This is a genomic window from Streptomyces sp. CT34 (assembly GCF_000805335.1).
Taxonomy (GTDB): domain Bacteria; phylum Actinomycetota; class Actinomycetes; order Streptomycetales; family Streptomycetaceae; genus Streptomyces.
Genome location: NZ_KN708638.1, coordinates 3720009 through 3735189, shown reverse-complemented (window position 1 = coordinate 3735189; position 15181 = coordinate 3720009). Strand labels below are relative to the sequence as shown.

Below are 15181 nucleotides of genomic sequence, written 5' to 3'. Positions count from 1 at the left end.
CCCCGTATATCGCCCCGGCCTGCACACCTGACAGGGTGTCAGATCGTCAGGAATCGAGATAGGTGAGTACTGCAAGCACCCGGCGGTGATCCCCGTCACTCTGGGCCAGGCCCAGCTTCAGGAAGATGTTGCTGACGTGCTTCTCGACGGCGCCGTCGCTGACCACCAGCTGCCGGGCGATCGCGGAGTTCGTCCGCCCCTCGGCCATCAGCCCCAGTACCTCCCGCTCCCGCGGCGTCAGGTGGGCCAGTACGTCCTGCTTGCGGCTGCGGCCCAGCAGCTGCGCCACCACCTCCGGGTCCAGCGCCGTACCGCCCTGCGCCACCCGCACCACCGCGTCCACGAACTCCCGCACCTCGGCGACCCGGTCCTTGAGCAGATAGCCGACGCCCCGGCTCGACCCGGCCAGCAGCTCGGTCGCGTACTGCTCCTCCACGTACTGCGACAGCACCAGCACCCCCAGGTCGGGGTGGTCCCGGCGCAGCCGGACCGCGGCCCGTACGCCCTCGTCGGTGTGGGTCGGCGGCATCCGCACGTCCGCCACCACCACGTCCGGCAGCGCGCCCCCGTCCGCCAGCTCCCCGATCACCTTGATCAGCGCCTCGGCGTCGCCGACCCCGGCCACGACCTCGTGCCCGCGGTCGGTCAGCAACCGGGTGAGGCCCTCCCGCAGCAGCACCGAATCCTCGGCGATGACCACCTGCACCTTGTCCTCCACGACTACGCGTCCCCCAGCTCCGTACGGTCCCACCCTGCCAGCCCCCAGCATTCCAGCATCCGGACGGGGGCGGGCGGGTGAGGCGGAACGTAGGCGGAACGTAGAGGGAGGGGAGAAGAGGGAGGGGGAAGAGGGAGGCGGACGGCGCGGTGGGTCGCGCGGCCGGAGCCGGACCCCCGTCCCGGCTCCGGCCGCGCGGTCTCAGCGGCGTGGCCCGGCCGCGGTCAGCCGCGCCACGGCAGCTCGGCGGTGACGGTGGTCGGGCCGCCCTCGGGGGACTCCACGACCAGCAGGCCGTCGACCGAGTCCAGCCGCTCGGCGAGACCGGCCAGGCCGCTGCCCGCCTCGGTGTGCGCACCGCCCCGGCCGTCGTCCGTCACCAGCAGCATCAGCCGGTCCGCGGTGCGCCAGACGTCCACCGTCGCGCGGCCGGCCCGGGCGTGCTTGGCGACGTTCTGGAGCAGCTCGGAAACGGTGAAGTACGCGATGCCCTCGATGGCCGCGGCCGGGCGCCGGTCCAGGTCGACCTGGACCGCCACCGGAACCGTGCAGCGCGCGGCCAGCGCGGACAGCGCCGGGCCCAACCCCCGGTCGGTCAGGATCGCCGGGTGGATCCCGCGGGCCAGGTCGCGCAGCTCCTGGAGGGCGGTCTTCACCTCGCCGTGCGCCTCGCCCACCATCCGCGCCGCGGCCTGCGGGTCCTCGGCCAGCTTCTCCTTCGCCAGGCCCAGATCCATCGCCAGCGCCACCAGCCGGGCCTGTGCGCCGTCGTGCAGATCCCGCTCGATGCGCCGCAGGTCGGCGGCGGCGGTGTCCACCACCACCCCGCGGTCCGACTCCAGCTCGAAGACCCGGGTGGCCAGCGGCGACGGCCCCAGCAGGCCCTGGACCAGGACCCGGTCCAGCTGCGTCAGCCCGCGGATCACCCACGGCCCGGCCAGGACGATCAGCAGCCCGACGGCGCTGGTGAGCCCGTACGACAGGGGGGAGTCGAGGTAGAAGCCGTGGCCGGCGCCGTCGCCCCAGAGCTGGAGGCCGGGCTGGGCGGAGTACTCGGGGAACGTCCACGCCCACAGCGGATAGACCAGCAGCGCCCAGCCCACCGCCCAGAAGGTCGTCGCGAAGACGAAGGCGAACAGCGCCCACGGGAAGTGCAGCAGCGAGTAGAGCAGATGCCGCCAGGAGGCCCCGCTCTTGAGCACCGCCCCGACCCACCCCATCAGGCCCGCCTTCGACGGGCGGACCGGCTCCGGATCGGCGACCTCCACCGCCAGCAGCGCCCGGGCCCGGGCGCGCTCCAGACTGCCCAGCCCCCGGGCGCCCGTCAGGCCGCCGGCCAGTACCGGGATGCCCAGGAACGTGATCAGCAGGCCGGCCGACAGCGCGACCACCGCGATCGCGTAGCAGAACATCAGGCTCGCCATCGGGACGCTGAGGAAGAGGTGCAGGAACTCCCGCCAGGTGCGCCCCGAGAAGGGAGCGCGCAGCCCCACGGGTACCCGGGGACCGCGGGGGTGCGGGGGGTGAGCGGAGTGCGCGGTGGCCATGCTCTCGTCGTCCGTTTCTGCCGTGGCGTCCCGTGCCGTACCGGGCGCCGGTTCCGGCCGGCGCCGATGCCCGCCGACTGGTATCCAGGTTCTGTCACCGCCGCCGCCCGGACCATGAGGCTGCTCGCAGTCTTCTCCGGGGGTTTTCCCCACCCCCGGGACGGCGGTCAGCGGTGCCCGCGTGCGCCCTTCCCCCGGCTGCCCTGCGGACGCTCCCCGGGCCGCGGTCGCCACGGCACCTCCGCCGTCACCCGCGTCGGCCCGCCCGCCGGCGAATCCAGGACGAACAGCCCGTCCACCGACCCCAGCCGCTCCGCCAGCCCGGCCATCCCGCTGCCGCCGTCGAGCCGCGCGCCGCCCCTGCCGTCGTCCCGCACCTGGAGCAGCAGCCGGTCCCGGGACCGCCACACCTCCACGGACGCCTGCCGGGCGGCGCTGTGCTTGGAGACGTTCTGGAGCAGCTCGGAGACGGTGAAGTAGACGATGCCCTCGATGGCGGGGGCGGGCCGCTCGGCCAGGTCCACCGACGTGGTCACCGGCACCGTGCAGCGCCCGGCCAGCGACGCCAGGGCGGGCCCCAGGCCGCGGTCGGTCAGGATCGCCGGATGGATGCCCCGGGCCAGGTCCCGCAGCTCCTGGAGCGCCAGCTTCACCTCGCCGTGCGCCTCGTCCACCATCGCCGCCACGCTCTCGTCGGCCCGGCCCTCCAGCAGCTTCTCCTTCGCCAGCCCCAGCCCCATGGCGAGCGCCACCAGCCGGGCCTGTGCGCCGTCGTGCAGATCCCGCTCGATACGCCGCAGGTCGGCCGCCGCGGTGTCGGTGACCGCCACCCGGTCCGACTCCAACTCGGCGATCCGCCGCTCCAGTTCGTCGGACGGCGACAGCAGCCCGCGCACCATCGCCCGGTCCACGTTGGACAGCCAGCGCGCCAGCCAGGGCAGCACCGGCCAGCCCACGAAGAGCGAGATGAGGACGACCGCGAACGTGAGGATGCCCCACGGCAGCCGGACGAACGCGAACAGCGCGTGCCGCCAGGCGACCGGGTCCCTCAGACACGTCCACAGCCACCCGAAGAACCCGCGCTCCCGGGGCCGCAGCCGGCTCGGCTCGTCCACCGCCACGCCCAGCCAGGAGCGCGCCCGGGCCCGCTCCAGCCTCCCGTACTGCCGACAGGCCATCAGCCCCGTCGCCAGCAGCGGCAGTCCGACCACCGTGACGGACAGCGCCAGCCCCGTCGCCAGCCATACCACCAGCACCACGAACGCCACCACGTTCAGCGGGAAGTTGGCCAGCAGATACCCGATCTCCCGCCAGGTCCGGCCGCCGAGCGGCGCCCTGGGCGGCGGCAGCGGCACCCCGTCGCGGTCGTCGGCGGGGTCGGTGAGCTGGGAACTTTCCGTCATACGCCCCAGCTTGCCGGTCCCGCGACCGGCGTGCCATGGGGTTCGTGGGGTGGCGGGGGTGGGGTTTGCCCCACCACCCGCCGTATCGGCGCCGGTTGCCGCCGCTCCGTTACGCGACCGGTGTGGACAGCGCGCCGCGGCGGGACCGTATGGTGTTGCGGTGCAGAACGGGGCCGCGTGGACATGACGAGTGCGAAGACGGACGTGAGCGCGGCAACCGGGCAGCGCGGCAGCAGCCGGCCGGCCCCCGCGACGGCCCCGGCCGGCAGGGACCTCACCGGTGACGCGGCCGACCCGCTGGACGTCCACGGCTGGGGATGGGGCGAGCCGGGCCGGACCTGGACCGCGGTGGCCGCGAGCGTGCTGCTCGCCGCGGTCGCCGGGGTGTGCGCGGGCTCCTGGTACGGGAACGGCGGCGCCGCCCGCTGGCTCGGCGGTGTCGCCGTCGTGGCCGCCGGCGCCGGAGCCGCCCTCGCCGCCTCGGCCCGGCGCACCGGGCGGTCCGCCCCCGGCACCGCCCTGCTGCTGTCCGGCGGCACCCTCGGCGCCGTCGCCGCCTGGCAGGCCGCCCCGGCGGGCGCCGCCCGGCTCGCCGCCGTCGGACTCACCGCCGCCGCCGTCCTCGCGCTCCTCGGACTGTGCACGGGCCTCGGGCGCGGTGGCCTCACGGGGGCGGCGGCACTCGGGCTCGCCGTGGGCGCCTGGGAGGCGGGCCTGGCCCTGGCCGGTCCCACCCCTACGGGAGCCGCCGTCGGCTTCCTCTCCGTACTGGCCCTCGGGGCGCTGCCCCGGCTGGCCCTGACGGCGGCCGGCCTGACCCGGCTGGACGACCGGCACTCCGGGGGCACCCCGGTCAGCCGGCACCAGGTGGCCGCCGCACTGGGCGCCACCCACCGGGGGCTGGCCCCGGCCACCGTGGCCATGGCGGCCTCGGCCGGCGCGGCGGGCGTCCTCGTGGCGGGCGACGGCGGCATCTGGGCGCAGCTCACCGCCGTGCTGTTGTCCGTGGTCCTCTTCTCCCGGGCCCGCGCCTACCCCCTGGTCATCGAGGTGGTCGCCCTGCTCGCGGCGGGCGCGGCCGTCTGCGTACGGCTCGTCCTCCGCTGCGCCACGGCCGGCGGCGCCCCGGGCCTCGCCCTGGCCGCGCTGTGCGTCCTGGCGGCCGTGCCGGTCGTGGCGCTCGCCGTACGGGTACCGGAACCGCTCCGGGCCCGGCTGTGGCACTGGCTGGACCTCGTCGAGTCGGTGAGCATGGTGGCGCTGATCCCGATGGGCCTGGGGGCCTGCGGGCTCTACGGGCTGCTGTGGGGCGGGCCCTGACCGGGCAGACGGGAGGGGCGGTGCCGGCGGGGGCGAGGGGTACCGGTACCCCTGGCGGGGGCGAGGGGTACCGATACTCCCGGTGGGGGCCGCTGGGGGAAAGCGGGAGTCCGCCGGGGAAAACCTGTGAAGACCCGGCGCCGCCGGAACTTCCCGGCAGCGCTGAGCAGTTCGGAATGCGGGAAGGGCAAGACTGGCAGGCGTGGCAAGACCGACAAGACCGAAAAACGTGGCAAGACCGGCAGGTCCGGGAAGCACGACAGGTTCGGCACGAGGGCCGGGTGGGCGGAGAGATGGCTGAGCCGCGCGACCGCGAGGCGCGGGGAGGGGGTGCGGGTCCGGTGAGTACGGAGGGTGTGGACATGGCGAGCGGTGCGGCGGCGGACGCCGGGAACGCGCCGGGTGCGCTGCCGGCGGCGGTACCGATGCCGACGGCGGCCCCTGCCGAGCCGACGCCCGCGGAGCCGCCGCCCGCGGGGGCGGCCCGTGCGGAGGCAGCCGCTACGGTGTCGGCCCCTGCGGCGTCGGCCGCTGCGCTGACGACTCCCGTTGCGCCGGCGCCTGTTGAGGCGTCGCCGTTCGACCCCAAGCCGGTGGTGGCCGACCCCAGGCCGGTGGTGGCCGACCCCAGCCTGGCGGTGGCGCCCTCCGTGCCGATGCCCCCCGAGGCGATACCGGCCGTACCGTCGGTGCCTCCGGTGGCGGCTCCCGGAGGAGCGTCGCCGGCCCCCGGCACGCCGTGGACCGGGCCCGCGGCGCCCACGCCGACTGCCGCTCCCGGCATGCCGACAGCGGCAGCGTCCACCGCGTCCACCGCGTCGACCGGGCCTGTGGCGCCCGCTGTACCTGCTGCGCCTGCTGCATCTGCTGCACTTGCCGAACCTGCTGCGCCGGGCCCGGCTGCCCCGCCTCCGCCGGCCGCCGCCCCGATGCCGGCCCCCGCGGCGGCCCCCGCGCCGCCGTCGGCTCCCGCGGCCCCCGCCCCCGGTCGCCACGGCCGTGCCGGGCTGCCCGCCCGGACCCCGGTCTCCGTACCGCTGCTGCCGCCCGAGTTGGCCGACGGTCAGCCCCGGCCGCGGCGCGGCGACCCGCTGTCCCGGCGCGCGGGCCGGGCCCTGCGGCGGGTGTTCGCGTCGTCCCCGGCAGCCGAGACCGCCGCCGTCACCCAGGCCGCCTACGCCATCCAGCAGCCGGTGTCCACGGGCCGGCAGATCGCCGTCTCCAGCATCCGCGGCGGCGCCGGCAAGTCCACCGTCGCCGCCCTCCTGGCGCTGACGTTCGCGCACTACCGCTCCGATCCGGTGCTCGCCATCGAGGCCGACCCGGCGCTGGGCACGCTCCCGCACCGGCTCGGCGCCCGCGAAGTGCGCTGGTCCGGCAGCGATCTGGCGCAGATCGTCGATCCGTCGATGCTGATAACGGACCTGACCGGCTATCTCCTCCCGTTCGCCGGGGGCGGCTGGCTGCTGCCCGGCAGCCAGGGCGCCATCGGGGCCCGGCTGGACATCGACGCGTACCGCGTGGTGATGACCTCCCTGCGCCGCCACTTCGCGGCCACGGTCGTGGACTGCGAGACGCTGCCCGCCGAGGTGGCGCGCACCGCGCTGGTGACGACCCAGGCCCGGGTCCTGGTCACCCCGGCGACCCCGGAGGGCGTCGCGGCCACCCGCTCCGTGCTGGACTGGGTCGGCGGTCTGCACCCGGGCCTCCTGCCGACCACGGTCGTGGTGCTCACCCACTCCTCGCCCGACAGCGGCGTCGACGTCCGCAAGGCCGCCGGCCATCTGGGCGCCGGGGGCGCGGCGGTGCTGCCGCTCCCGTACGACCGCCATCTGGCGGCCGGCGGCGCCATCCGCCCGGAGCTGCTGGGGGAGCGGACGCGGGAGGCCGCGGCGCGGATCGCGGCCGAGGCCATGGACCGCGCGGTCTCCCGCGCCCCGAACCGCCGTCGGCAACAGCAGCGGACGCCCCACCAGGACTCCCCTCCGCCGAAGCCGCAGCCGACACCACCACCACAGCAGCAGCCGATCCAACAGCCGACGATGCAGCAGGCGGCGTCCCGGCACCCCCGGCCGGCAGCCCAGCCGTACGCCCCCGCGCCCCAGCAGCCCGCGCCCCAGACGTACGCGCCCCAGACCTACGCGCCTCAGCCGTACGCGCCGCCGGCCCCGGCACCCGCCGCGCCGCCGGCGCACCCCCGGCACCCGTCGTCGCCCCGGCCCCCGCAGGCGCCGCCCCCGTCCCCGCCGGTCGATCCCCGCACGTCCTTCGGCGGCTCCCCGAGCTGACCCGGAGCGGCCCTGATGGGACTCCGACCGGCCCCGGACGGGACCCCGACCGGACCCCGGCGGGATTCCGGCGAGATTCCGCCGAGATTCCGAGGGGCGGGATTCCGGCGGGCGAGCCGGTCCGGCCACCCGGGGCCCCACCCCCACCACATCGCACCACCTCACCTCCCCCCCAGCTCCCCATCCCGTCATCCAGCCCCTCCGCCGTCCGCTCTGTGAGACGCCTGCTGAGACAAGCGGAGCGGCCGTCTACGCTGCCGGCCACCCAGGTAGGGCGAAGTGGGGACAACCAGGCCATCCGCCACGATGCGGCTGCTCAGCGCGGTCGGGGCAGGGCCTAGACTCCGTCCCGTACAGATCGTCGAAGTCGTTGAACAAGCGCAGTCAGGGAGCGAGGGGCGGACGTGCCGGACGCGACCGTACGCACCACCGTCGCCGCGGACTACTTCCAGGGCTACTCGGTCGTCGGGATCATCGCCGTGGTCGGGGTGCTGTTCGTCGCCGTGGCCTTCGGGGCCGGGCGGCTGCTGCGGCCTGTGGTGCCGACGCCCGAGAAGCTGCTGACGTATGAATGTGGTGTGGACCCTGTCGGCGAGGGCTGGGCGCATACCCAGGTCCGCTACTACGTCTACGCGTTCCTCTATGTCATCTTCGCCGTCGACTCGATCTTCCTGTTCCCCTGGGCGACGATCTTCGCCGCCCCCGGTTTCGGCGGCGTGACGCTGGCGGAGATGTTCATCTTCCTCGGCTTCCTCGCCGTCGGCCTGCTCTACGCATGGAAGAAGGGCGTCCTGGAATGGACGTGACCCCCGTTTCCGCCGGCTCCGCCGCCGCGTCCGAGACCGCCGGCCCCGAGTTCCTGCCGGAGCCGCGCCGCCTGGGCGTGCTCGCCCGGCTCGCGCCCGAGCCGATGAAGGTGGTCCTCAACTGGGGCCGCCGCTACAGCCTGTGGGTCTTCAACTTCGGGCTGGCCTGCTGCGCCATCGAGTTCATCGCCGCGTCCATGGCCCGGCACGACTTCATCCGGCTCGGCGTGATCCCGTTCGCGCCCGGCCCGCGCCAGGCCGACCTGATGGTGGTCTCCGGCACCGTCACCGACAAGATGGCGCCCGCGGTCAAGCGGCTCTACGAGCAGATGCCGGAGCCGAAGTACGTCATCTCCTTCGGGGCGTGCTCCAACTGCGGCGGCCCCTACTGGGACTCGTACTCGGTCACCAAGGGCGTCGACCAGATCATCCCGGTGGACGTGTACGTACCGGGCTGCCCGCCCCGCCCGGAGGCGCTGCTCCAGGGCATCCTCAAGCTCCAGGAGAAGATCGCCCGCGAGTCACTGGGCGAGCGCTACCCGCGCACCGGCCGGCCGTCCGCCGCCGCGCTGCGCAGCGGGCTCGTCGCACCCCCGGCGGCCAAGGAGACCGGCGCGGGCAAGGACCCCGCTGCCGCAAAGGAGGCCGGTGCCGCAAAGGAGGCCGGTGCCGCAAAGGAGGCCGGTGGTGCAAAGGAGGCCGGTGTGGCCGAGGAAGCCCGCGCGGCCGAGGATCCGGTGGAAACCGCGACGGGGGAGGGCCCCCGATGACCGAACGGCCGGAGCAGAAGCCTGACGAGCAATCCGAGCGGCAGCCCGAGCGGCAGCCGGAGCGGACGACGCCGGAAGAGCAGCCGGCGCAGCAGACCGAGCAGCAAGCGGGACGGCCCGTGACGGACGGACAGCCCGTGGCGGACGGACGGCCTGTCGCGGACGGACGGCCTGTCGCGGACGGGCAGCCCGCCGAGGACGCCCCCGAGCCCGCCCGCGTCGGCTGGCTGCCGCGCCCCGCGAGCGAGATCTTCGGTACGGGTGCCACGGCGGAGCTGGCCTACGACCTGCTGACCGTGGACGTCCCGCAGGACGGCTGGATCGACGCGCTCACCGCCGCCCGCGACGACCTCGGCTGCACCTACTTCGACTGGCTGAGCGCCGTCGACGAGCCCGGCACCGGATTCCGGATCTGCGCCCACCTCGCGCAGGTGGCGCACCCCGGCACCGTCCGCCGGCTGCTCGTCCGGACGACCGTGCCGCACGACGCGCCCGCGCTGCCCACCGCCGTCGGCGTCTACGCCGGTGCCGCCTGGCACGAGCGCGAGACGCACGAGATGTTCGGCGTGGACTTCACCGGCCATCCGCACCTCGTTCCGCTGCTGCTCCCGGAGGAGTTCGAGGGGCATCCGCTGCGCAAGGACTTCGTGCTCGCGGCACGGGTCGCCAAGGCGTGGCCGGGTGCCAAGGAACCGGGGGAGTCCGCGGCAGCACATGGCGGCTCCGCCGCGGGCGGGCCCAAGCGGCGGCAGATGCTGCCGCCCGGTGTGCCCGACCCCAACGAGTGGGGCCCGCTCAAGGGCCAGTTGCCGCCGGCGCCGGCGCGCCCGGCGCGGGGTGCCCGTGCGGCGGGTGCCGCGCGCGGTGCGGGTGCCGCCGCCGGCGAGCGGCCGGCCCGGCGTACCCGCAGCGCGGGCGCGGGCTCGGCCAGCCAGCAGGCCGCGGGGACGGCGGCTGCCGCGGAGCCGGATACCGCCGAGGGAACCGCGGCCGGGCCCACCGGCACCGCGGCCGTGCCTACCGGCGGCGAACGCCCGGTACGTGCCGGGCGCCCGGACCGGCCCGCCCGCCGGATGCGTTCGGCGAGCGAGGGCTCAGCGAGCCAGCAGGCCGCCGCGGGTGCGGATGCCGTGGTGGGTGAGGGCACTGCCGCGGGCAAGGACATCGCCGCGGGCAAGGAAGCCGCCGCGGGCAAGGACACTGCCGCGCCCGAGGGCGCTACGGCCACCCCGGCCACCCCGCCCGCTCCGCCCGCCGAGGAGGCCCCCGCGCCCCCGCGCTCCTCCGACGCGCCCTGGCACCACGCCCGCCCGGCCTTCGACGAATCCCGTCCGGAGCGGAAGCCGGAAGTCGGGCTGGAGCCGGAAGCGGAGCGCACGCCCGAGCAGGAAGCGGAACGGAAGCCGGAAGCGAAGCGGGAGCCGGAAGCAGGGCGCACCCCCGAGCCCGGACACCAGCCGGAACCGGAACGCCAGCCGGAACCGGAACGCCAGCCGGAACCGGAACGCCAGCCGGAACCGGAGCGTACGCCCGAGCAGGAAGCCGCCCCCAGCCCCGGCCCGGACACCGACTCCGCCGCCCGCCGACCCGACGAAGAAGGAGGCGACACCCCGTGAGCGACACCCTCGCCATCGCGCTGCGGCTGCTCGCCGTCTTCGTCGTCTTCCTGGTCTTCCCGCTGGTCATCGGCCAGACCGAGCACAAGGTCATGGCCCATATGCAGGGCCGCCTCGGGCCGATGTACGCGGGCGGTTTCCACGGCTGGGCGCAACTGGTCGCCGACGGCGTCAAGTTCGCGCAGAAGGAGGACATCGTCCCGGCCGGCGCCGACCGGCGGATCTTCCAACTCGCGCCGGCCGTCGCCCTGTTGCCGTACCTGCTGGTCCTGGTCGCCATCCCGATAGGGCCGCACAACGCCGTCGGACAGGCCCTCGACGCGGGCATCTTCTTCGTGCTCGCCGTCATGGGCGTCGGCGTGCTCGGCTCCCTGATGGCGGGCTGGGCCTCGGCCAACAAGTTCTCCCTCCTCGGCGGCCTGCGCACCGCCGCCCAACTCCTCGCCTACGAGCTGCCGATGCTGCTCGCCGCCGCCTCCGTCGCCATGGCCGCGGGCACCCTCTCCCTCCCCGGCATCCTCGGCGCCTTCCACTGGTGGTGGGTGCCGTGGCAGATCGTCGGCGGCGCGGTCTTCTTCACCGCGGGGCTCGCCGAGCTCCAGCGACCGCCGTTCGACATGCCGGTCGCCGACTCGGAGATCATCTTCGGTGCGTACACCGAGTACACCGGGCTGCGCTTCGCGCTCTTCCTGCTCGCCGAGTACGCCGGGATCGTCGTCCTCTGCGCGCTGACCTCGGTCCTCTTCCTGGGCGGCTGGCACGGCCCGTTCGGCGCCGACGGCCTGGGCTGGCTGTGGACGCTGCTGAAGACGGTGGTGCTCGCCTTCGGCGTCATCTGGCTGCGGGTCACCTATCCGCGGCTCCGCGAGGACCAGCTCCAGAAGCTCGCCTGGACCGTCCTGATCCCGCTCGCCCTCGCCCAGATCGCCCTCACCGGCATCGTCAAGGTGGTGATCTCCTGATGTCCCGCCCGTCGCCCGATGTTCCCCAAGCTCTCAACTCCGTTCGAGCAGGGGAGACCCCAACCCCCTCGACGACGCCTGCCAGGCGACCCCGTTCGATTCCCGGCAGCGGCCTCGCCAAGGGCCTGGCCGTCACTTTGCGCACGATGACCCGGCGTTCGGTCACCGCCCAGTACCCGGACGTCCAGCCCGACCTCGCACCCCGTACGCGCGGCGTCATCGGGCTGTTCGAGGAGAACTGCACGGTCTGCATGCTGTGCGCCCGTGAGTGCCCGGACTGGTGCATCTACATCGACTCCCACAAGGAGACGGTGCCGCCGGCCGCGCCCGGGGGCCGGGAGCGCAGCCGGAACGTCCTCGACCGCTTCGCCATCGACTTCGCGCTGTGCATGTACTGCGGTATCTGCATCGAGGTCTGCCCGTTCGACGCGCTCTTCTGGTCACCGGAGTTCGAGTACGCGGAGACGGACATCCGCGAGCTGACCCACGAGCGCGACAAGCTGCGCGAGTGGATGTGGACGGTGCCCGAGCCGCCCGCGCTGGACCCGGCGGCCGAGGAGCCCAAGGAGATCGCCGCCGCCCGCAAGGCCGCGGACAAACTCGCCGCTCAGCAGGCGGCCGAGGCGGCGGCCGAGGCGGCGGCCGAAGCCGCGGCCGAAGCGCCGGCCGGGGCACCGGAGAGACCGGACCGGGACACCAAGGAGGAGGGAACGTGACGCTCGCCGCCGCAAGCCATGGCTTCCTTACGCCCACGGGTGTCGAGATCGCCTTCGTCCTCGTCGGGATCGCCACCCTCGGGGCCGCGATCGTGACCGTCAGCTCCCGCCAGCTGGTGCACGCCGCACTGTGGCTGGTGGTCGCCCTCGGCGGGATCGCCGTGGAATACCTGCTGCTCACCGCCGAGTTCATCGCATGGGTGCAGGTGCTGATCTACGTCGGCTCCGTCGTCGTCCTGCTGCTCTTCGGGCTGATGCTCACCAAGGCGCCCATCGGCCGCTCCCCGGACGCCGATTCGGGCAACCGCTGGGCCGCGCTCGCGGTGGCCCTCGCCTCCGCCGCGGCCCTGGTCTGGGTCGTGGTCGACGCCTTCCGCACCACCTGGATCACCCTCGACGGCGTCCAGGGCTCCGCCGCGGTCTCCGGGCGCAGCCTCTTCCGGTACTGGGTGCTGCCCTTCGAGGCGCTGTCCGTCCTGCTGCTCGCCGCGCTCGTCGGGGCGATCGTGCTGTCCCGCAAGGGCGGCGGCGCGAAGGGCGCGGCGGAGGGCTCCGCGAAGGGCGCCGTGCGCCGCACCCCGGCCGCCCCCGTCGCCCGGGAGGGGCAGCGCTGATGCATCTCGCCTACCCGGCCGTCCTCGCCGTCCTCCTCTTCTGCACCGGCCTGTACGGCGTGCTCGCCCGCCGCAACGCGATCCTGGTGCTGATGTCCGTCGAGCTGATGCTCAACGCCGTCAACCTCAACCTCGTCGCCTTCGACGTCTGGCTGCGCGACACCCTGCACGCCGGCCAGGCGCTCACCCTCTTCACCATCGCCATCGCCGCCGCCGAGATCGGCCTCGGCCTGGCGATCGTGCTGCTCGTCTACCGCAACCGCGGCAGCTCCGACATCGACCGGCTCCGCGACCTCGCCGAGCGGCCGGCCGGCCCGGATGCCGGGGACGGCGGCCGGCAGCAGCCGGACACCAAGGCGGAGGCCGCCACGTGACGCTCACGACCACCGCCGTACTCGTCCCCCTCCTGCCCTTCCTCGGAGCCGTCGCCGGCCTCCTCCTGGGGCGCCGCGCACCCGGCTTCGTCCGCCCGCTGGCCGTGCTGCCGACGCTCGCCGCGGCGGTGCTCGCGGTGACCGTCGCCGTCGGCCAGGGCGCCGGCCCGGCCACCGACGTCGCCACCCGGCTCACCCCGACCGGCTCGCTCCCGATCGACCTGGCCCTGCACATCGACGGCTTCGCCGCGCTGATCGCCGTGCTCGTCGGCGCCGTGGCGAGCTGTGTGCAGATCTACTCCACCGGCTATCTGCGCGACGACCCGCGCTACGCCTCCTACGCCGCGCTGGTCTCCCTCTTCACCTCCGCGATGCTGCTGGTCGTCTACACCGGCGACCTGATGGTGCTGCTGGTCGGCTGGGAAGTCATGGGCATCTGCTCGTACTTCCTCGTCGGCCACTACTGGGAGACCGAGGCCGCCCGCAGCGCCTCCCTCAAGGCGTTCCTGGTCACCAAGCTCGGCGACGTCCCGTTCCTCTTCGGCATCTTCGCGCTGGCCGCCGAGACCGGTACGTTCCGGATCACCGGCATCCTCGGCCACGTCGCCCGGGACGGCCTGGACCACCCGACGCTGATCGCGCTGCTGCTGCTGGCCGGCGTCGCGGGCAAGTCCGCGCAGTTCCCGCTGCACACCTGGCTGCCGGACGCGATGGCCGGTCCGACGCCCGTCTCGGCGCTCATCCACGCCGCGACGATGGTGGCCGCCGGCGTCTATGTCGTGGCCCGCCTCCTCCCCGTCTTCGCCGCCTCCGCGGCGGCGCTGACGGTGCTCGCGGTGATGGCCGCGGTCACCATGGTCGGCTCCGCGCTGGCCGCGCTCGCCCAGGACGACATCAAGCGCGTACTGGCCTACTCGACCGTCGGCCAGCTCGGCTACATGACCGGTGCGCTGGCCGTCGGCGACCGCGGCGCCGCCGTCTTCCACCTCCTCTCCCACGGTGCGTTCAAGGCCCTCCTCTTCCTCGGCGCGGGCGTGATCATCCACGCCGCGGGCACCAACTCGCTGGCCGCCATGTCCCGTACGAGCGGCCTGGCCCGGCGCATCCCGGACGCCTTCTGGACGGTCACCGTCGCGCTGCTCGCGCTCGCCGCCATCCCGCCGTTCGCCGGCTTCTTCTCCAAGGAAGCCGTCCTGGGCGCCGCCGAGCACGCCGCCACCGGTCACGCCACCGGTATCCCCGGCGCCGCCGGCTGGACCGTCCTGGTCTCCGGACTCCTCACCGCCCTCCTCACCGCGGCCTACGCCACCCGTCTGTGGCTGCTGGTCTTCAAGGGCCGGGGAGCCGAGGCCCCCGACCATGGTCCGCAGCCGTTCGCCATGACCTCCGTCCTGTGGGTCCTGTTCGTCCCCACGGTCGGATTGGGCCTGACCGCCCCCTTCCTGCCCGCCTGGTTCGACGGGCGCTCGCTCGCCCCGACCCTGACCACCTCCGTCCTGGGCACCGGCGCCGCCCTCGTCGGCGGCCTGGTCACCTACGCCGCCTGGCGCCACACCAGCGCCCTGGCCGCGCGCACCCCTCTCCCCGCGCCCGTCGTCACCGCCGACGCCGCCCCCGCGCTCGCCGAGGAACTGGCCATCGTCATCCACCCCGCGGCCTACGCGGGCGCCGCCGAGGCCCCGGATCCGGCCGACCCCGGCCGCCTGCTGCTCGGCCCGCTGCACCGCCACGCGGCCGTCGGCTTCCACCTGGACGCCGTCTACGCCGCACTGTTCGTCCGGCCCGTCCGCGGCGCCGCCGAGCTGGTCCGCTTCCTCGACCGCGAGGTCGTCGACACCTACGTCCGCGGCGCCGGCACCGCCCCGCGCTGGCTGGGCGCCGCCGTCCGCCGCGCCCAGACCGGGAACGTGCAGACCTACCTCGGCGCGCTGCTCGCCGGCTCGCTCGTGCTGGCCGTCGCCGCCGTCCTCGTCGCCACGGGCACGGGGGCCTGACCGTGCTGCCATCATCCGGGGGCCGACCCCCGCACCCTCAGCCGAGCGCCCTC

The 15181-nt window shown here is 74.9% G+C and carries 13 protein-coding genes; 10 read left to right on the top strand and 3 right to left on the bottom strand.

From position 1 onward, the window contains the following. Nucleotides 1-46: 46 nt before the first annotated feature. The 3 genes from RZ84_RS16310 to RZ84_RS16300 all read right to left on the bottom strand — a co-directional run bounded on the left by RZ84_RS16310 (nucleotide 47) and on the right by RZ84_RS16300 (nucleotide 3668). The gene (locus tag RZ84_RS16310) at nucleotides 47-706 is read right to left on the bottom strand and encodes a response regulator transcription factor (protein WP_043270032.1); all 660 of its coding nucleotides are present in this window, start codon (nucleotides 704-706) and stop codon (nucleotides 47-49) included. Between the two features lie 236 nt (nucleotides 707-942). Then, entirely contained in the window at nucleotides 943-2265 is a 1323-nt protein-coding gene (locus RZ84_RS16305; protein WP_043264928.1) for a sensor histidine kinase, read from the bottom strand. 167 nt (nucleotides 2266-2432) lie between these two features. After that, a complete protein-coding gene (locus RZ84_RS16300) occupies nucleotides 2433-3668 on the bottom strand; it encodes a sensor histidine kinase (protein WP_043264927.1) in 1236 nt (411 codons plus the stop codon). A 204-nt stretch (nucleotides 3669-3872) separates the two neighbouring features. On the opposite strand from RZ84_RS16300, the gene RZ84_RS16295 reads away from it, so the two are divergent. The 10 genes from RZ84_RS16295 (at nucleotide 3873) to RZ84_RS16245 (ending at nucleotide 15128) form a co-directional block, all read left to right on the top strand. Next, on the top strand, nucleotides 3873-4988 hold the full coding sequence (locus RZ84_RS16295) for a secretion protein snm4 (RefSeq protein WP_241777730.1): 1116 nt from the start codon (nucleotides 3873-3875) through the stop codon (nucleotides 4986-4988). A 929-nt stretch (nucleotides 4989-5917) separates the two neighbouring features. Beyond that, entirely contained in the window at nucleotides 5918-7276 is a 1359-nt protein-coding gene (locus tag RZ84_RS16285; RefSeq protein WP_277816875.1) for a CpaE/TadZ family protein, read from the top strand. Nucleotides 7277-7680: 404 nt separating this feature from the next. Continuing rightward, on the top strand, nucleotides 7681-8082 hold the full coding sequence (locus RZ84_RS16280) for an NADH-quinone oxidoreductase subunit A (protein ID WP_043264926.1): 402 nt from the start codon (nucleotides 7681-7683) through the stop codon (nucleotides 8080-8082). Further along, nucleotides 8073-8852, top strand: a complete 780-nt coding sequence (locus RZ84_RS16275; protein ID WP_078893819.1) for an NADH-quinone oxidoreductase subunit B — start codon at nucleotides 8073-8075, stop codon at nucleotides 8850-8852. Before RZ84_RS16280 ends, RZ84_RS16275 begins: the two co-directional genes overlap by 10 nt. Further along, a complete protein-coding gene (locus tag RZ84_RS16270; protein ID WP_063772682.1) occupies nucleotides 8849-10468 on the top strand; it encodes an NADH-quinone oxidoreductase subunit C in 1620 nt (539 codons plus the stop codon). Before RZ84_RS16275 ends, RZ84_RS16270 begins: the two co-directional genes overlap by 4 nt. Beyond that, nucleotides 10465-11430, top strand: coding sequence for a complex I subunit 1/NuoH family protein (locus tag RZ84_RS16265; protein ID WP_043264925.1), 966 nt, complete (start codon nucleotides 10465-10467; stop codon nucleotides 11428-11430). Before RZ84_RS16270 ends, RZ84_RS16265 begins: the two co-directional genes overlap by 4 nt. Before the next feature lie 146 nt (nucleotides 11431-11576). Next, nucleotides 11577-12146: a 4Fe-4S binding protein gene (locus tag RZ84_RS16260; protein ID WP_052229969.1), complete on the top strand. Its 570-nt coding sequence runs from the start codon at nucleotides 11577-11579 to the stop codon at nucleotides 12144-12146. Next, on the top strand, nucleotides 12143-12760 hold the full coding sequence (locus RZ84_RS16255) for an NADH-quinone oxidoreductase subunit J family protein (protein WP_043264924.1): 618 nt from the start codon (nucleotides 12143-12145) through the stop codon (nucleotides 12758-12760). Before RZ84_RS16260 ends, RZ84_RS16255 begins: the two co-directional genes overlap by 4 nt. Then, nucleotides 12760-13134, top strand: a complete 375-nt coding sequence (nuoK, locus tag RZ84_RS16250; RefSeq protein WP_043264923.1) for an NADH-quinone oxidoreductase subunit NuoK — start codon at nucleotides 12760-12762, stop codon at nucleotides 13132-13134. The genes RZ84_RS16255 and nuoK overlap by 1 nt, the downstream gene beginning before the upstream one ends. After that, nucleotides 13131-15128, top strand: a complete 1998-nt coding sequence (locus RZ84_RS16245) for an NADH-quinone oxidoreductase subunit 5 family protein (RefSeq protein WP_043264922.1) — start codon at nucleotides 13131-13133, stop codon at nucleotides 15126-15128. The genes nuoK and RZ84_RS16245 overlap by 4 nt, the downstream gene beginning before the upstream one ends. Nucleotides 15129-15181 lie beyond the last annotated feature (53 nt).